Origin of the sequence: Streptomyces sp. NBC_00075 (assembly GCF_045041225.1) — a bacterium.
GTDB lineage: Bacteria > Actinomycetota > Actinomycetes > Streptomycetales > Streptomycetaceae > Streptomyces > Streptomyces adonidis.
The window spans coordinates 7,994,980-8,011,456 of sequence record NZ_CP108243.1; the positions used below are offsets into that span (position 1 = coordinate 7,994,980).

Consider the following 16,477-nt stretch of genomic DNA (forward strand, 5'->3'; position numbering starts at 1 on the left):
GTCACGCCTTCTCGGCGGTGACCTCGCGGTACGCGATCTCGGCGAGCCGTGCCTGGCCGTTGCGGCTCGGATGGAACCAGTCCCAGGGGCTCAGCTGCCGTATCCCGAAGTCGTAGTCGAAGACCGCGCCCCCGTCGAACCGGCACAGCCGATCCGTGGCACACACCTCCTTCAGCACCGAGTTGTACGCCTCCACCCGCGACCGCACCTCGTCCCGCCGCGCGGTCGCCGCCGCGTCCACCGCGTCCGGGTCGGCCAGCATCGACTGGCACAGCCCCAGCTTCCACACCGCCTTGCTCATCCCGTTGGTCCGCCCCTGCGACCAGAGCCGCTTGAGATCCGGCACGCTCGCCACATACACCTGGCTCTTGGGCGCGGCCGTACGCAGAGTCCGCAGCGCCTGAGTGAACGACGCCCGGAAGTCCGCCACCGAGGTCATCTCCGCCACCGACGACCGGCACGCGTCGTTGGCCCCCGCCATCACCGTCACCAGCGCGGGCTTCCGGGCGGCGGCCTTCGTCATCTGGGCGGGCAGATCGTCCATCAGGGACCCGGTGACGGCGTAGTTCCAGCTCCGCGCGGCAGCCCCCGACGCACCCAACAGCCGTACGGCCAGACTGTTCACCTCTTTGTCGCTGCCGGTCGCCCAGGACACCTCGGGACAGTCGGACAGCACCGAGCAGGCGTCGAAGCCACGCGTGATGGAGTCGCCCACGGCCGCCATGGAGGCCGGACTGCTGTCCCACGCGGACGCCGGAGTCGCGGACGGCTTCGCCTTGGCCCGCGTGCCGTCCGGCGCCGGGGACGTGTCACCGCCGCCGCCGCTACACCCGGCGACACCCAGCAGGGCCGCCGACGCGAAGGCGACGACGGCCCGCGAACGGTGACTTCGATTCGGCATCCCCTGGGTCCCCTCGGTCGGCGTGCGGCGCGGTGCGCAATGGGTCTCGCCCATAACAACGCACGGGAGTTCCCGAAACCGAGAACAACTAATGCCCCAAACAGTGCAACGCCGCACACCAGTACAAGCGTCCCCCTGGGTGAATGGCGGGCGTTTCATGGCATCGGGACCGACGGTACGTCACACTCCTCGCGCCGCCGCACGGTAGCCTCGCCATCAACGTGGCTGCCTTGCCACCGCCGCTCGACCAGTTCGAAGATGTCCCGCTCTGTCCGGAGGTCCCAGTGACGACACGTGGAGTTCTGTACGTGCACTCCGCGCCGCGCGCGCTGTGCCCGCACGTCGAGTGGGCTGTCGCCGGAGTGCTCGGCACACGCGTCAGCCTCGACTGGATCCGCCAGCCCGCCGCCCCCGGCACCTGGCGCTCCGAGTTCTCCTGGAAGGGCCAGGTAGGCACGGCCTCCAAGCTCGCCTCCGCCCTGCGCGGCTGGCAGTTGCTCCGCTTCGAGGTCACCGCGGAACCCTGCGCCACCGCCGAGGGCGAGCGCTACAGCTGCACCCCCGACCTGGGCATCTACCACGCCGTCACCGGCATCCACGGCGACATCCTCATCCCCGAGGACCGCCTCCGCGCCGCCCTCACCCGCTCCCAACGAGGAGAGACGGACCTGGAAGCCGAGTTGTCCAAACTCCTGGGCAAGCCCTGGGACGACGAACTCGAACCCTTCAGATACGCGGGCGAAGGCGCGCCAGTGAGATGGCTCCACCAGGTCGTGTAAGAGACGTCCAGCGGGGCTTTCAGGGGCGCGGGGAACTGCGCGACAAGCCCCCACCGGCGGTCAGCCGACACACAACCGAAAGTGGCCCGAACTCCACCAAGGAGTCCGGGCCACACACGTTCAAGCCAGAGATCAAACCGACCTGAACGCCAGCACCACGTTGTGCCCACCGAACCCGAACGAGTCGTTCAGCGCGGCGATCCGCCCGTCCACAGGCAACTTACGAGCCTCACCCCGCACGATGTCCGCATCGACCTCCGGATCAAGGTCCTCGACATTGATCGTCGGAGGAGCAACCCGGTGGTACAGCGCGAGCACGGTCGCCACCGTCTCGACCCCACCCGCACCACCGAGCAGGTGCCCGGTCATCGACTTCGTGGCGGACACCGCCATGTGATCCGCGTCGTCGCCGAACACATTCCGCAGCGCCTTCAGTTCAGCCACATCACCCGCCGGCGTAGACGTCGCGTGCGCGTTCACGTGCACGATCTCCGCCGGATCGAGGTCGGTCGCGGCCAGCAGATTCCGCAGCGCCGCGGAGATACCGCGCCCCTCCGGCTCAGGCTGCACGATGTCGTGACCGTCGGCCGAAATACCCTGGCCGACCGCCTCCGCGTACACCCGCGCACCGCGCGCGGCCGCGTGCTCGGCGGACTCCAGCACGATCACACCGGAGCCCTCGCCCATCACGAAGCCGTCGCGGGCCGTGTCGTACGGACGAGAGGCACCCTCGGGGTTCTCGTTGTTCTTGGACATCGCCATCATGTTGCCGAACGCGGCGATGGGCAGCGGATGGATCGCCGCCTCCGTGCCACCGGCGACGACGATGTCGGCGCGGCCGGTGCGGATCATCTCGATGGCGTAGCCGATGGCCTCGGCGCCCGACGCGCAGGCGGAGACCGGGGTGTGCACACCGGCGCGCGCGCCGACGAGCAGACCCACGTTGGCGGAGGGGCTGTTGGGCATCAGCATCGGCACGGTGTGCGGGGAGACACGGCGTACGCCCTTCTCCTTCATCACGTCGTACTGGTCGAGCAGGGTCGTCACTCCACCGATGCCCGAGGCGATGACCGCACCGAGCCGGTCGGGGTCGACGGCCGGGCTCTCGCCCTCACCGGCGCCCTCGCCCGCCCGGTCGGTGAAGCCCGCGTCGGCCCACGCCTCCTTGGCGGCGATCAGCGCGAACTGCGCCGACCGGTCCAGACGGCGGGCCTGCGGCCGGGGGATGATCTCGGACGGTTCCACGGCGATCTGCGCGGCGATGCGGACGGCCGACTCGGCCGCCCACTCCTGCTCCAGGGCACGGACACCGGACTTGCCGGCGACCAGACCCTCCCAGGTAGAGGCCGCGTCACCACCCAGCGGTGTGGTTGCGCCGATACCGGTGACGACCACGGTGCGATTGGTCGGGCTCACGGGAATTCCTTCTCCAACGGATACGGGAGGACAACCCCCGCGTAGGCGGGGAGAACGGCGCCACCGCCGGGTGGCGGGGCTGACGGGCCGGCCGAGGGCCGGCCCTGCGATCAGTCCTGGTTCTTGAGGATGTACGCGGTCGCGTCGCCGACCGTCTTGAGGTTCTTGACGTCCTCGTCGGGGATCTTGACGTCGAAGCGCTCTTCGGCGGCGACGACGACCTCGACCATGGACAGCGAGTCGACGTCCAGGTCGTCGGTGAAGGACTTGTCCAGCTGGACGTCCTCAACCGGGATGCCGGCGATCTCGTTCACGATGTCGGCGAGACCGGCGACGATCTCTTCCTGAGTGGCGGCCATGGCAGGCGCTCCTTCTTGTGTATCTATCCAGAGAGGGTTGGCGGTTGTCCCCGTGCCGGTTCCGACGATCCGGATCCGGTGCGGGGTGCCTAGGGGAGGGTAACGACCGTCGCGGCGTACACGAGACCCGCCCCGAAGCCGATGACGAGCGCGGTGTCGCCGCTCTTCGCCTCGCCGGTCGCCAGAAGCCGCTCCATCGCGAGCGGGATCGAGGCGGCCGACGTGTTGCCGGTGGTGCGCACGTCGCGTGCGACCGTGACGTGCTCCGGCAGTTTCAGTGTCTTCACCATCGAGTCGATGATCCGCTCGTTGGCCTGGTGGGGAATGAAGACGTCCAGGTCGTCCGGGGTGATCCCGGCCGCGTCCAGCGCCTGCTGGGCGACCTTCGCCATCTCGAACACGGCCCAGCGGAACACCGCCTGGCCCTCCTGCGTGATCGCAGGAAACTTGCCGGAACTGTCGTACTCGTTCCACGGGACGGTCTGCTTGATGGTGTCCGACTTGTCGCCCTCGGAGCCCCACACGGTCGGACCGATGTGCGGTTCCTGGGAGGGGCCCACCACGACCGCGCCCGCGCCGTCACCGAACAGGAAGGCGGTCGCCCGGTCCTCCAGGTCGGTCAGGTCGGACAGCCGCTCGACGCCGATGACGAGGACGTACTCCGCGGAACCGTCGACGATCATGCCCTTGGCCAGGGTCAGGCCGTAGCCGAAGCCCGCGCAGCCCGCCGAGATGTCGAACGCGGCGGCCTTGGCCGTGCCGAGCTTGTCGGCGATCTCGGTGGCCACGGCCGGAGTCTGCTTGAAGTGCGAGACGGTCGCGACGACCACGCCGCCGATCTGCTCGGCGGCGATGCCCGCGTCGGCGATCGCCTTGCCGGACGCCTCCAGGGACATCGCGGCGACGGTCTCCTCGTCGGAGGCCCAGTGCCGGGTCTCGATGCCGGAGCGGGAGCGGATCCATTCGTCGGACGAGTCGATCGTCTCCAGGATCACCTCGTTCGGCACGACCCGGACCGGCCGGTAGCCGCCCACGCCCAGGATGCGCGCGTACGGGGCACCCTTGCTGGGCTTGATCTTCGGCATTGCGCGGGGCTCCTTTCAGGCACCCGCCGCGTCAGCGGCAGAGGTCGGGATCAGCGACTCGGCGATCAGCTCACGAGCTGCGTCGAGATCGGCGGGGGTCTTCAGGGCCAGGGTCTTCACGCCGGGCAGCGCCCGCTTGGCGAGACCGGTGAGGGTGCCGCCCGGGCACACCTCGATGAACGCGGTCGCGCCCAGCGCCTTGAACGTCTCCATGCACAGGTCCCAGCGCACCGGGTTGGCGACCTGCCCGACCAGCCGCGCGAGCACTTCCGACCCGTCCGCGACCGTCTGCCCGTCCTTGTTGGAGACGTACGTGACCTTCGGGTCGCCGGGCGTCAGGGAGGCGGCGGCAGCGGCGAGGGCGTCGACCGCCGGAGCCATGTGGTGCGTGTGGAAGGCACCGGCCACCTGCAACTTGACGACCTTTCGCACACCTTCGGGCTTGTCCTGGAGGAGAGCCTCGATCTGCTCCTCCGTCCCGGCGGCGACGATCTGCCCGGCGCCGTTGACGTTCGCCGGGGTCAGCCCCAGCTTCTCCAGATGAGCCACGCTCACCTCGGGGTCGCCCCCGAGAAGCGCCGCCATCCCGGTCTTCGTGACGGCGGCGGCCTCGGCCATGGCCAGGCCGCGCTTGCGTACGAGGGTCAGGGCGGCCGTGTCGTCGAGTACGCCGGCGAAGGCGGCGGCGGTGATCTCACCGACGCTGTGCCCGGCGACGGCACCCGGTACGAGGCCACCGCCCATGGCACCCAGTGCCGAGGCGGACAGTATCCCGGCCGCGACCAGCAGCGGCTGGGCCACCGCGGTGTCACGGATCGCGTCGGCGTCGGCCTCGGTCCCGTAGTGGACGAGGTCGAGGCCGATGGCGTCGGACCACTCGGCGACGCGCTCGGCGGCACCGGGCAGATCGAGCCAAGGAGTCAGGAAGCCGGGCGTCTGGGCGCCTTGGCCGGGAGCGACGAGTACGAGCACTCTCACACTCTCTCTTGTGGACGGGCGCGGCCGCCCGTGGGGACAGGGACGAAGAACGGCAGGGGGTTTTGTAGGGCCCCGACAAAAGCCTAGGGTTGAAGATCCCCATCGGCCAGGCGCCCGAGAATCAGCGCGATCCGCAATGTGAATGCGGATCGTACATCTGAAGGCGACCAGCCGGTGACGTCAGTCACACGTCGAAGCCGGTAGCGCACGGTGTTGGGATGAACGAAGAGCATTCGTGCCGCACCCTCCAGACTGCTCGCCTGTTCGAGATAGACGGCGAGCGTTTCCAGGAGCGCGGACCCGGCCTCCTCCAGCGGTCTGTAGATCTCCTCCACCAATTGGTCACGCGCACCGGGGTCACCGGCGATGGCGCGCTCCGGCAGCAGATCGTCGGCCAGCACCGGCCGCGGGGCGTCCTGCCAGGCGGAACAGGCCTTGAGCCCCGCGGCGGCGGCCTGCGCGGACCGGGTGGCGGCCAGCAGATCGGGCACGATCGGCCCCGCGACGACGGGCCCGGCGGCATAAGGCCCGATCAGCGACTTGGCAACGGCGAGCGGATTGTCGTTCCCGCCCGCGATAACGACGAGCCGATCCCCAAGAACCCCCGTCAGCACCTGCACCTTGGCGTGCCGGGCGGCCCGCCGAATGGCCTCCACGGTCAACTCACTGTCACCGTCGGGCGCGGTACCGAGCACGACGCACACATGCTCGGGCGAATTCCAGCCAAGGGCGGCGGCCCGAGAAACAGCCCCCTCGTCCGCCTCGCCACTGAGCACGGCATTGACGACGAGCGACTCCAGCCGGGCGTCCCAGGCACCCCGTGCCTCGGCGGCCTGGGCGTACACCTGTGCGGTGGCGAAGGCGATCTCGCGGGCGTACACGAGCAGGGCCTCGCGCAGCACGCCCTCATCGCCGGGAGCGGCGACCTCATCGATCGCACTCTCCATGACCTCGATGGTCGTACGGACCATCTCGACGGTCTGCCGCAGGGTGATGGCCCTGGTCAGCTCGCGAGGAGCGGTACCGAAGACATCGGTGGAGATGGCCTGAGGCGCATCCGGATGCCGAAACCACTCGGTGAAGGCGGCAATACCGGCCTGGGCGACCAGCCCGATCCAGGAACGGTTCTCCGGGGGCATGGCCCGGTACCACGAGAGCGTCTCGTCCATGCGCGTGATCGCCTGCGCGGCGAGACTCCCGGACGACTTCTCCAGCCGCCTCAAGGTCGCCGGGTGCGGGTGCTCGGGACGTGAGGTGGGCTCGGGGCGATGGGATTCGGGTTCGGGCACGGGACAAGACTGCCTTATCAGGACGGGGGCGTGCGGCGTCGGGTCTACGGTGGGTGGGTGATGGACGTACGGCGCGCGGACGCGCGCTATCCAGGGGGTGACCCGGCAGCCGGTATCGAATCCTGGCACGCCTTCTCCTTCGGCCCCCACTACGACCCGGACAACCTGCGCTTCGGCGCGGTGATCGCCTGCAACGAGGAGCGGCTGGCTCCCGGCGCGGGCTTCGACGAACACCCGCACAGCCATACGGAGATCGTGACGTGGGTGACGGAGGGGTCACTCACCCACCGCGACTCGACGGGCCACGAGACGGTGGTGGTGGCGGGGGACGTCCAACGCCTGAGCGCGGCGGCGGGAGTACGCCACGCGGAGCGCAACGAGGGGGAAACCCCCCTGACCTTCATCCAGACCTGGCTGGCCCCTCTCCAGCCCGGCGGCACCCCGTCCTACGAGATAGTCCACGGCATCGCCGACTCCACGCCGTACGCGGCCCCGGAGGCGGGCGCGATGCTGCACGTACGCCGCCTGTCGGCGGGCGAGCGCACGGCGGTCCCGGACGCGGCGTACGTGTACGTCCACGTGGTCAGGGGCGAGGTCCGCCTGGGCCCGGAGAAACTGACCCAGGGCGACGCGGCGCGCCTGACGGGGGAGGAGGGGGTGGAGGCGATCGGGGTGACGGCAACGGAACTGCTGCTGTGGGAAATGTCCACGTGACGACGTTTCTTCGCCCCCGCCGCCCCTACCCGTTCCCATCCCTGGGGGCTGCCGCCCCCAGACCCCCGCTCCGGCCCTGAAGGGGCCTTGTCCTCAAACGCCGGACGGGCTGAGTTGGTCAGCCCGTCCGGCGTTTGAGGACAAAGGGGGTCTGGGGGCGCAGCCCCCAGGGATGGGACGGGTAGGGGCGGCGGGGGCGAGAAACACCCAGCCTCAGCCGCCCCGTACCTCCGCCAGCACCCCATCCGTGAACCCCGGCCACACCTCCACCGCCCACGCCCCGAACGCCCGATCGGTCAGCGCCACACACCCCACCCCAGCCTCCGGGTCGATCCACAGGAACGTCCCCGACTGCCCGAAGTGGCCGAAGGTGCGAGGCGACGACGAACTCCCCGTCCAGTGCGGCGACTTCACCCCCCGGATCTCGAACCCCAGCCCCCAGTCGTTCGGGTTCTGATGCCCGTACCCGGGAAGAACCCCCTTCGTCCCCGGGTACTGCACGGACATCGCCTCAGCCACCGTCCGCGCATCCAGCAACCGAGGCGCCTGCACCTCCGCCACGAACCGCGCCAGATCCCCGACGGTCGAGACACCGTCCTTGGCCGGCGACCCCTCCACCCCCGTCGCCCCCATCCCCAACGGCTCCAGCACCGCCTGCCGCACATACTCCGCGAACGGCATCTCCGCAGCCTTCGCCACATGATCCCCGAGCACCTCGAACCCGGCGTTCGAGTACAGCCGCCGTTCCCCGGGCGGAGCCGTCACGCGGTGCTCGTCGAAGGCGAGCCCCGACGTGTGCGCCAAGAGGTGGCGGACCGTGGACCCGGGCGGCCCGGCCGGCTCGTCGAGTTCGATGGCGCCCTCCTCGTACGCGACAAGGACGGCGTACGCGGCGAGCGGCTTGGTGACCGAGGCGAGCGGGAACCGGTGGTCGAGGGGGCCGTGGGAGCCCAGAACGGCACCGTCCGCCCGTACGACGGCAGCGGCGGCGGTGGGCACGGGCCAGTTCTCGATCGACGCGAGCGACTTCAGCGATTCCAGCGATTCCAGCGATTCCGACGACATACCGCCGAGCTTAGGAGCCTCACAACCGCAGCCGCATGAAGGGGTCCGGTTGGCGGGTGAATCCCAGCGACGCGTACAGCGGCTCCGCATCGGGGGACGCGGTGAGGTCGATCTGCCCGACGCCCTCCTCCCGGAACCACTCCACCAGCGCCTCCATGCACGCCCGCGCATACCCCCGCCGCCGAGCGCCCGGATCGGTGGCGACGCTGAACACGAACCCGACCCGCCCGTGCGGATTGCCCGCACGCCCGATCCGGTATTCGACGGTCCCCACGACCAGCGCGGCCAGCGACCCGGGCCGCTCCGGGCGGTCGACGACGAACGCGGCGAAGCCCCCGTCCGGATCGGCGAGTCTCGCGCTCACGGTGGCCAGGGACTCGGACTGCCAGCCCGCGTCGGTGTTCGCCCCGAGCATCGAGTCGATCATCACCTGGCGCAGTCGCAGCAGCTCTTCGGCATCATCGGGTGTGGCACGACGTACGAGAGTCATGATCCGTACGGTAATGAGCCGGGACCGGCCAAGTCTCCGCAATATCGCGGTATCCGCTTGCTTGGAGTGCACTCCAAGGTTTTAGCGTAGGGGCCATGACGGTGCTGGAGACCACGGAGTCCACAGAGCCCACCACGAACAGGGTGCCCGAGCGGCGCCCGGACGGACAGGACCGCTACACGATCAGCGAGGTCGTCCTCTTCACCGGGCTGACCGCGCACACCCTGCGCTGGTACGAACGCATCGGGCTGATGCCGCACATCGACCGTTCCCATACCGGCCAGCGCCGCTACCGCAACCGCGACCTCGACTGGCTCGACCTGGTCGGCAAGCTCCGGCTGACCGGGATGCCGGTCGCCGACATGGTGCGGTACGCCGAACTGGTGCGCGAGGGCGACCAGACGTACGGCGAACGGTTCGAGCTGCTCGAATCGACCCGCCGGGCCGTCCTGGACCGCATCGCCGAACTCCAGGACACGCTCGCGGTACTGGACCGGAAGATCAGCTTCTACGCGGAGGCGGACCTCGACGCGGGTCTCGCCCGACAGGTGGAGAGTGCCCGATGACGAACGACGACACCACCAAGCTCATCACCGCCCCGCTCGGCACGGACGGCCCCCAGGTCGGCGTCCAGGGCCTCGGCTGTATGGGCATGAGCATCGCGTACGGCCCCACGGACGCCGACGAGGCCCGCGCCACGCTCGAACGCGCTCTCGAACTGGGTGTGACCCTCTACGACACCGCGGACGCCTACGGCGACGGCGAGAACGAACGTTTCCTGTCCCCGTTCTTCAACGCCCACCGTGACGAGGTCGTCGTAGCGACGAAGTTCGCCCTGGCGATGCCGGCCGGCGTCACGGGCCCGCGGATCATCCGCAACGACCCCGCCTACATCCGACAGGCGGTCGAGGCCAGCCTCAAGAACCTCGACCTCGACGTCATCGACCTCTACTACATGCACCGGCGCGATGTGAACATCCCCATCGAGGAGACCGTCGGCGTGATGGCCGACCTGGTCCGCCAGGGCAAGGTCAAGCAGCTGGGCCTGAGCGAGGTCACGGGCGCCGAGCTGCGCGCGGCCCAGTCCGTGCACCCGATCGCCGCCGTCCAGTCGGAGTGGTCCCTGTTCAGCCGGGACATCGAGGCATCGGTCGTCCCGACGGCCCGCGAACTGGGCGTCACCCTGGTCCCGTACTCCCCACTGGGCCGAGGCTTCCTGACCGGCTCCTTCACCAACGCCGACCAGGAACTCACCGAGGGCGACTACCGCCGCACCCAGCCCCGCTTCACGGGCGAGAACGCCACAACGAACGCGGCCCTCCTGACCCCCATCCGAACCGTGGCCGAGTCCCACGGAGCCTCGGTGGGCCAGATCGCCCTGGCCTGGGTCCAACAACAGTCCACGGTCCACAACCTCCCGGTCGTCCCCATCCCGGGCACCCGCAGGAGGACAAGGATCGAGGAGAACGCAGCAGCGACACGGATTGTGCTCGGGGAGCAGGACCTGGCCCTACTGGACCCGATCGCGGCCAAGGTAGCGGGCACCCGCTACCCGGACATGCGCTTCGCGTCAGCAGGCAGGGAGTAGATCCCGGGTTCTCCCCAAGGGACGGCGAGCTGCCCCACCCAAGGGGCGCGGGGAACTGCGCGACAAGCCACACACAACCCGCACCCGCAAAAGCACAGAACCCCCCACCCCCCTAGGCGCTACAACTCCGCCAACAACTCAGCCTTCTTCGAAGAAAACTCCTCATCCGTCACCAACCCGGCCGAGTGCAACTCCCCCAGGTGCCGAATCCGTTCAGCGACATCCCCCGGATCCCGCCGCCCAGAACTCACCTGAACCGCCCCCGCCCCACCCGCGGAGCGAACCCCGGCCAACACCGCCGCCGCAAACGGCAACGACTCATGCACAGGCCCGTACCCCAGCCCGAACACCACCGACGCGGGATCCTGATCGACGGCCGGCGCCACAGCCGACCCGTCACGTCGAAGCAGTCGCAGATATCCCTCGAACACCTCGGGCGACCGCCACTCCACCCCCATCAGGTCGGCGACCGGAAACGTCTGGTCGCCGGCTTTCCACTTCGCCGACGACGCGCCCGTCCAGAACCACCGGAACGACACCGCGCGCCCGTCGAAGGACGCCTTCGCGTCGTACGCCTTGAACGCCCGCGGCACCTCGGGCGCGGCCACCAGGAACCTTTCAGCAGGTTCCTTGTCCGCACCGCCGATCTCGCCCACCCGGGCCCGCAGCTCGTCCGCGTAGTACTCGGCGAGCGTCTCCCGCTCCGCCGGCAGCACCAGCCGGTACGGGTCGCAGCCCTCCTTCAGCTGGCCGTCGGCCGCCTCCATCAACGGGTCGGCGCCCGGCCGGGGCTCGGCGCGCAGAACCACCGTTCCGCGCTTGCCCGGGGTCAGCGTGACACCCGCGATCGCTTCCAGCGGGATACGGCGTTCGCCGAGCGCCTGAAACAGCTTCGGCGTGCGGATGCCCCGTTCGAAGCGGATGAGCACGGAGTCGGACTCGAACTCCCAGGCGGCATGAAATCCGGCCAGTACGTCACCCATGCGGCTCATCGTATGCGGCAAGAGCTTCATAGTCCCCTCCCCGGGCACACCGTGATTTCTGCGTCCTCTACGCGCGTCCGGCCGTCGCCCTGTCGGACAAACCCTTCAGACACACGTCATCCTTGCGGTCCTGCTGATCGTTCTGATCCCGCTGAGCGCACCGCACGGCGCCGAACGCGCCGACGCCGATCTCGGCGAAGTTGTGCAGACTCTCCGTACCCGGCTCGAAATAGCCGCCGTGTCCCTTCGCGCCCCGCGCGGACAGCACCCGTGAGCCGAATCCCGACGACACCGGGTCGGCGCCGTGCCCGAGGCCGCCGACCTCCAGATACGGCACGTCCTGGATCCAGTCGTCGGCGTCCCGCATCGCCCACACCCGGGCCGAGGTGTGCAGCTGAGCCGCGTTCTCGACCCGCATACCGGGGCTGCCGGCCACCGCGATGTCGGTCACCCGGCTCGGCAGCGCGTGCGCGGCGACCCCGCAGACCACCGAGCCGTAGCTGTGGCAGTACAGCGCGACCGGTGCCCGGCCGGGCAGTCCGCGCACCAGGGCGTTCAGCCGCAGCGCCCCGGACTTGGCGCGCATCGCCGTCGCCGCGTCCATGCCGAGCCCGTTGGGCGCGGTGTAGTCGGCCCAGGCGATCACGGCCGTACGCGTCGTGGGACTCGCCTCCCACTCCGCGCGGTACAGCGCCGACGCCATGCCGACGGGCGCCGAGTACCTGCGGTTGGTGCGCTGGAAGGTGAGGAGGTCGGTGTCCACGCCGGGGACCACGACCGAGACGCGCTGTGCCTTGTCGAGGTCGCCGAAGACCTCGGCGACCCGGCCGTTGCCCTCGGGGTCGAAGGCCAGGATCTTGCGGCCCTTCGCCAGCAGGTCGTCGTAGCGGTTCATCCGGCGCCCCGCCTCGTGCTGGCCGACGGCCGAGAGCCGGTTGTCGTGCATGCGCACGCGCTCCGTCTCGCGGGCCGTGTGCAGCGCGATGCGGTTGGCGCGGTAGCGCAGTTCGACGGGCGCGCCGTTCATGTTGCCGACCGCCAGCGGATAGCGGCGGACGAGCCGGTCGCGCTGGTGGGTGGTGAGCGAGGCGAAGAACCGGGCCAGCCGGCCGGGTGTCCCGTCCGGGTCGGGCAGCGCGTGGCCGCCGATCCGTCCGTGCTCCCACGCGGAGAGCGACGCCTGGAGCGGCGAGGGCGTCCGATGGCTGCGGACCGCGGTCCAGCCGGTCGTCGCGAGCATCACGAAGACCACGGCCAGCGCGAGCAGTGCGCGCCAGACGTTCAGTTGCGGGGAGGTGTCGAAGGAAGTCACTGAAAGGACACACTAGGAGAACGAGAGGGTCTCGCGTTAACCGAGTGACGGGGATCACGTTTCGATAACCGTCGGTGGGTATGGCGCTACGCACACGCTTCCGTACGGGGTGTCACGACCCTTCCGTACGCCAGTTCCCCGCCAGTGCGGGACCCATCGCGTCGAGGTAGGTGCTGGTCAGCTCGCGCATCGCCGCCACGCTCATGTCGGAGCCCGCGCCCCACCGCCGTTCCGTCAGCCGCATGAGCCCGCTGAACAGCGCCACCACGACCCGCGGCCGGAGATCGCCGTCCACGTCGACGCCCTCGCGCTCGGCGACCACCCGCGCCACCGCCTCCTCCATCTCGGTGGAGCGGCGCATGTGTGCGGCGAGCAGTACCGGCGTCGACTCGATCACGTAGTACATGCGCATCTGCAACTCCGCCGGTACGACGGACTCCACGGCCTCGTTGATGGTGTGCCAGCCCTCCAGCACGGCCTGCCGCAGGGCCTCCAACGGGGCCTCGTGCGGCGGGCGTTCGCGCACGGCCCGGATGAACTGCTCCTCCGCGATGCGGTGCACGGCGAAGGCGGCGTCCTCCTTGCCGGCGAAGTAGCGGAAGAAGGTGCGCTGCGAGACCTCGACGGCCTCGGCGATCTCGTCGACGGTCGTGTGCTCGTACCCCTTGCTGGTGAACAGGACGAGGGCGGCGCGCACCAGCGCGTCCCGGGTGCGCTGCTTCTTGCGCTCGCGCAGGCCGGGGCCGGACCCCGGACCCGGCTGGGTCTCGGCAGCGCTCATGACGATCAGGCCTCTTCGTTCTACTCGGGGAGCGACGTGTCAGTTACCGACTTGTGAACTCGTTTGTCAATTGTCAGTGGCTGTCATTAGCCTCGATCGCATGACTAGTCAGACCACCATCGAGACGACCGGTCCGGGGGACAAGGCGCCTGTCTCTCCCACGGACCCCACGCCTGCCGAGGGGCTGCGCGGCCATCCGTGGCTGACCCTGATATCCGTGGCCGTCGGGGTCATGATGGTGGCCCTCGACGGCACCATCGTGGCCATCGCCAACCCGGCCATCCAGAAGGACCTGGGCGCGAGTTTCGCGGACGTCCAGTGGATCACCAACGGCTACTTCCTCGCGCTCGCGGTCACGCTGATCACCGCGGGCAAGCTCGGCGACCGCTTCGGGCACCGGCAGACCTTCCTCATCGGCATCGTCGGCTTCGCCGCCTCGTCGGCGGCCATCGGCCTGTCCAGCAGTATCGCCCTGGTGGTCGTCTTCCGGGTGTTCCAGGGGCTGTTCGGCGCGCTGCTGATGCCGGCCGCGCTCGGTCTGCTGCGGGCCACGTTCCCCGCCGAGAAGCTGAACATGGCCATCGGTATCTGGGGCATGGTCATCGGCGCCTCCACCGCGGGCGGCCCGATCCTCGGCGGACTGCTCGTCGAGCACGTCAGCTGGCAGTCGGTGTTCTTCATCAATGTGCCGGTGGGCATCCTGGCCCTCGTCATCGGCCTGGTGATCCTGGTCGACCACCGCGCGGAGAACGCCCCGCGCTCCTTCGACGTCCTCGGTATCGCCCTGCTCTCCGGTGCGATGTTCTGCCTGGTGTGGGCGCTCATCAAGGCTCCGGAGTGGGGCTGGGGCGACGGCAAGACCTGGCTGTTCCTGGTCGCCTCGGTGGCGGGCTTCGGGCTCTTCGCCTTCTGGGAGCAGAAGGTCAAGGAGCCGCTGATCCCGCTCGGCCTGTTCCGCTCGGTCCCGCTGTCGGCGGGCGTGGTGCTGATGGTCCTCATGGCCATCGCCTTCATGGGCGGCCTCTTCTTCGTCACCTTCTACCTTCAGAACGTGCACGGTATGAGCCCGATCGACGCGGGCCTGCATCTGCTCCCGCTCACCGGGATGATGATCGTCGGCTCGCCGCTGGCCGGCGCCATGATCAGCAAGACCGGCCCGCGCATCCCGCTCGCGGGCGGTATGGCGTGCGTCGCGATCGCCATGTTCGGCATGTCGACGCTGGAGACGGACACGGGCAGCGGCGTCATGTCGCTCTGGTTCGCCATGCTCGGCCTCGGCCTCGCCCCGGTCATGGTCGGCGCGACGGAGGTCATCGTCGGCAACGCCCCGATGGAGCTGTCCGGCGTCGCCGGCGGCCTCCAGCAGGCGGCGATGCAGATCGGCGGCAGCCTCGGTACGGCGGTCCTGGGCGCGGTCATGGCCTCCAAGGTCGACAACGACCTCGCGGGCAACTGGACGGCCGCGGGCCTTCCCGAACTCACCCCGGAACAGCAGGCGCAGGCCTCGGAAGCGGTCCAGGTCGGCGTTCCCCCGGTGGCACCGGGCACTCCGGAGACGGTCGCCGCCCAGATCACGAAGGTCGCCCACGACACCTTCATCTCCGGCATGAGCCTGGCCTGTCTGGTCGCGGCCGGCGTGGGAGTCGTGGCGGTACTGGTCGCCCTCCTGACGAAGCGCGGCGAGAACGCGGAGGCCGGCGCGGGCGCGGCGCACATCTGAGGCACATATCTCGCGCATATATCTATGACCTGTGCCGGGGAATTCCCCTATCCGAGTGACTCCCCTAAAGATTCCTCCCCTTCGGTCCTCGGGGCAGGTCACAGTTAGTCAAGTCCTCCGCACGGCATGGTCCGTAAGACATGTACGACACGGAGGACCGCCGGGCCGCGGCGCGCTGCCGGAGGGGGACAGCGCGCCGACGGGCCCGTCGGACAGGGCGGCCACCTCGGCCCGCAGCGCCCGTACTTCCTCGGTCAGCGCCGCGATCGCCGCCGTCTGGCGCCGTTCCTCCACGTCGTCCATCTCGAACCGGGAGATGAACCACGCGGCGATGTTCGCGGTGACCAGACCGAGCAGCGCGATCCCGGACAGCATCAGCCCGACCGCGAGCACGCGGCCCACTCCGGTCGTCGGCGCGTGGTCCCCGTACCCCACGGTCGTCATCGTCGTGAACGACCACCACAGGGCGTCGCCCAGCGTTCGGATGTTCCCGTCCGGCGACTCGCGCTCCACGGACAGCACGGCCAGCGAACCGAACATCAGCAGCCCCACCACGGCCCCGCCGACATACGTCGTCAGCCGCACCTGGGACGCCATCTGGGCCCGCCGGCCCACCAGCAGCAGCGTGGATATGACCCGCAGCAGCCTCAGCGGCTGGAGCAGCGGCAACAGCACGGCGAACAGGTCCAGCCAGTGCCTGCGTACGAAGTCCCGCCGCTGTTCGGCAAGCCCGACCCGCACGAGGTAGTCGACGGCGAACGCACCCCACACCCCCCACTCCACAACCGTGCAGGCGACCGACACGGTCCGCCCGGCAGGACTGTGCACGATCGGCACCGCATAGGCGACAGCGAACAAGACAGCGAGCCCCATCAGAGGCCGCTGAGTCCACCTCTCCCAACGAGCCTGCGCAGACTCTTCCTTCATGCTGCGCATATTAAGGGCCCGGGGATGCCCTGTAGAGCGCCCCGAAGGGGCCGCTCCACAGGGGCGCGGGGAACTGCGCGACCAGCCACA

The 16,477-nt window shown here is 69.6% G+C and carries 17 protein-coding genes; 5 read left to right on the top strand and 12 right to left on the bottom strand.

Going from position 1 to position 16,477, the window contains the following annotated elements:
- Position 1: 1 nt before the first annotated feature.
- A complete protein-coding gene (locus OG787_RS35025) occupies positions 2–901 on the bottom strand; it encodes an SGNH/GDSL hydrolase family protein (RefSeq protein ID WP_405537895.1) in 900 nt (299 codons plus the stop codon).
- A gap of 284 nt (positions 902–1,185) precedes the next feature.
- On the opposite strand from OG787_RS35025, the gene OG787_RS35030 reads away from it, so the two are divergent.
- Positions 1,186–1,680, top strand: a complete 495-nt coding sequence (locus OG787_RS35030) for a DUF3145 domain-containing protein (RefSeq protein ID WP_235479438.1) — start codon at positions 1,186–1,188, stop codon at positions 1,678–1,680.
- Between the two features lie 132 nt (positions 1,681–1,812).
- Here OG787_RS35030 and OG787_RS35035 read toward each other — a convergent pair whose 3' ends face one another.
- From OG787_RS35035 to OG787_RS35055, 5 genes are all read right to left on the bottom strand, one after another.
- Positions 1,813–3,096, bottom strand: a complete 1,284-nt coding sequence (locus tag OG787_RS35035) for a beta-ketoacyl synthase (RefSeq protein WP_369036716.1) — start codon at positions 3,094–3,096, stop codon at positions 1,813–1,815.
- A 110-nt stretch (positions 3,097–3,206) separates the two neighbouring features.
- Positions 3,207–3,455: an acyl carrier protein gene (locus OG787_RS35040; RefSeq protein WP_105971431.1), complete on the bottom strand. Its 249-nt coding sequence runs from the start codon at positions 3,453–3,455 to the stop codon at positions 3,207–3,209.
- A gap of 89 nt (positions 3,456–3,544) precedes the next feature.
- A complete protein-coding gene (locus tag OG787_RS35045; protein ID WP_389350978.1) occupies positions 3,545–4,540 on the bottom strand; it encodes a ketoacyl-ACP synthase III in 996 nt (331 codons plus the stop codon).
- Positions 4,541–4,555: 15 nt separating this feature from the next.
- Complete coding sequence (locus OG787_RS35050; RefSeq protein WP_405537896.1) at positions 4,556–5,512, bottom strand: ACP S-malonyltransferase; 957 nt, start codon at positions 5,510–5,512, stop codon at positions 4,556–4,558.
- A gap of 89 nt (positions 5,513–5,601) precedes the next feature.
- On the bottom strand, positions 5,602–6,807 hold the full coding sequence (locus OG787_RS35055; RefSeq protein ID WP_369036713.1) for a PucR family transcriptional regulator: 1,206 nt from the start codon (positions 6,805–6,807) through the stop codon (positions 5,602–5,604).
- A 60-nt stretch (positions 6,808–6,867) separates the two neighbouring features.
- Between OG787_RS35055 and OG787_RS35060 the strand changes: the two genes are divergently transcribed.
- On the top strand, positions 6,868–7,521 hold the full coding sequence (locus OG787_RS35060; protein ID WP_405540678.1) for a pirin family protein: 654 nt from the start codon (positions 6,868–6,870) through the stop codon (positions 7,519–7,521).
- Between the two features lie 213 nt (positions 7,522–7,734).
- Here the strand turns inward: OG787_RS35060 and OG787_RS35065 are convergent, their stop codons facing one another.
- Both OG787_RS35065 and OG787_RS35070 read right to left on the bottom strand, forming a co-directional pair.
- Complete coding sequence (locus OG787_RS35065; RefSeq protein WP_405537897.1) at positions 7,735–8,586, bottom strand: serine hydrolase domain-containing protein; 852 nt, start codon at positions 8,584–8,586, stop codon at positions 7,735–7,737.
- A 19-nt stretch (positions 8,587–8,605) separates the two neighbouring features.
- Positions 8,606–9,076 (bottom strand): N-acetyltransferase family protein, encoded by a 471-nt coding sequence (locus OG787_RS35070; protein WP_369034555.1) that lies wholly within the window; start codon positions 9,074–9,076, stop codon positions 8,606–8,608.
- A gap of 95 nt (positions 9,077–9,171) precedes the next feature.
- Here OG787_RS35070 and OG787_RS35075 point away from each other — a divergent pair, with 95 nt between their 5' ends.
- Both OG787_RS35075 and OG787_RS35080 read left to right on the top strand, forming a co-directional pair.
- The gene (locus OG787_RS35075) at positions 9,172–9,642 is read left to right on the top strand and encodes a MerR family transcriptional regulator (protein WP_369034554.1); all 471 of its coding nucleotides are present in this window, start codon (positions 9,172–9,174) and stop codon (positions 9,640–9,642) included.
- Positions 9,639–10,664, top strand: a complete 1,026-nt coding sequence (locus OG787_RS35080; RefSeq protein ID WP_369034553.1) for an aldo/keto reductase — start codon at positions 9,639–9,641, stop codon at positions 10,662–10,664. The genes OG787_RS35075 and OG787_RS35080 overlap by 4 nt, the downstream gene beginning before the upstream one ends.
- Before the next feature lie 119 nt (positions 10,665–10,783).
- Here OG787_RS35080 and OG787_RS35085 read toward each other — a convergent pair whose 3' ends face one another.
- The 3 genes from OG787_RS35085 to OG787_RS35095 all read right to left on the bottom strand — a co-directional run bounded on the left by OG787_RS35085 (position 10,784) and on the right by OG787_RS35095 (position 13,740).
- Positions 10,784–11,656, bottom strand: coding sequence for a DUF4429 domain-containing protein (locus OG787_RS35085; protein WP_369034552.1), 873 nt, complete (start codon positions 11,654–11,656; stop codon positions 10,784–10,786).
- Positions 11,657–11,714: 58 nt separating this feature from the next.
- Complete coding sequence (locus OG787_RS35090) at positions 11,715–12,959, bottom strand: alpha/beta hydrolase (RefSeq protein ID WP_405537898.1); 1,245 nt, start codon at positions 12,957–12,959, stop codon at positions 11,715–11,717.
- A 112-nt stretch (positions 12,960–13,071) separates the two neighbouring features.
- Complete coding sequence (locus tag OG787_RS35095) at positions 13,072–13,740, bottom strand: TetR family transcriptional regulator (protein ID WP_369034550.1); 669 nt, start codon at positions 13,738–13,740, stop codon at positions 13,072–13,074.
- A 100-nt stretch (positions 13,741–13,840) separates the two neighbouring features.
- Between OG787_RS35095 and OG787_RS35100 the strand changes: the two genes are divergently transcribed.
- Positions 13,841–15,460, top strand: a complete 1,620-nt coding sequence (locus tag OG787_RS35100; RefSeq protein WP_369034549.1) for an MFS transporter — start codon at positions 13,841–13,843, stop codon at positions 15,458–15,460.
- A gap of 108 nt (positions 15,461–15,568) precedes the next feature.
- On the opposite strand, the gene OG787_RS35105 is transcribed toward OG787_RS35100, so the two are convergent.
- Entirely contained in the window at positions 15,569–16,387 is an 819-nt protein-coding gene (locus tag OG787_RS35105) for a potassium channel family protein (protein WP_369034548.1), read from the bottom strand.
- Positions 16,388–16,477 lie beyond the last annotated feature (90 nt).

What these genes read in the sequence shown, in the direction of transcription:
- OG787_RS35025 (WP_405537895.1), bottom strand. Translation starts at nt 901, where the DNA reads ATGCCGAATCGAAGTCACCGTTCGCGGGCCGTCGTCGCCTTCGCGTCG.
- OG787_RS35040 (WP_105971431.1), bottom strand. Translation starts at nt 3,455, where the DNA reads ATGGCCGCCACTCAGGAAGAGATCGTCGCCGGTCTCGCCGACATCGTG.
- OG787_RS35045 (WP_389350978.1), bottom strand. Translation starts at nt 4,540, where the DNA reads ATGCCGAAGATCAAGCCCAGCAAGGGTGCCCCGTACGCGCGCATCCTG.
- OG787_RS35060 (WP_405540678.1), top strand. Translation starts at nt 6,868, where the DNA reads ATGGACGTACGGCGCGCGGACGCGCGCTATCCAGGGGGTGACCCGGCA.
- OG787_RS35065 (WP_405537897.1), bottom strand. Translation starts at nt 8,586, where the DNA reads ATGTCGTCGGAATCGCTGGAATCGCTGGAATCGCTGAAGTCGCTCGCG.
- OG787_RS35070 (WP_369034555.1), bottom strand. Translation starts at nt 9,076, where the DNA reads ATGACTCTCGTACGTCGTGCCACACCCGATGATGCCGAAGAGCTGCTG.
- OG787_RS35075 (WP_369034554.1), top strand. Translation starts at nt 9,172, where the DNA reads ATGACGGTGCTGGAGACCACGGAGTCCACAGAGCCCACCACGAACAGG.
- OG787_RS35080 (WP_369034553.1), top strand. Translation starts at nt 9,639, where the DNA reads ATGACGAACGACGACACCACCAAGCTCATCACCGCCCCGCTCGGCACG.
- OG787_RS35085 (WP_369034552.1), bottom strand. Translation starts at nt 11,656, where the DNA reads ATGAGCCGCATGGGTGACGTACTGGCCGGATTTCATGCCGCCTGGGAG.
- OG787_RS35095 (WP_369034550.1), bottom strand. Translation starts at nt 13,740, where the DNA reads ATGAGCGCTGCCGAGACCCAGCCGGGTCCGGGGTCCGGCCCCGGCCTG.
- OG787_RS35100 (WP_369034549.1), top strand. Translation starts at nt 13,841, where the DNA reads ATGACTAGTCAGACCACCATCGAGACGACCGGTCCGGGGGACAAGGCG.
- OG787_RS35105 (WP_369034548.1), bottom strand. Translation starts at nt 16,387, where the DNA reads ATGAAGGAAGAGTCTGCGCAGGCTCGTTGGGAGAGGTGGACTCAGCGG.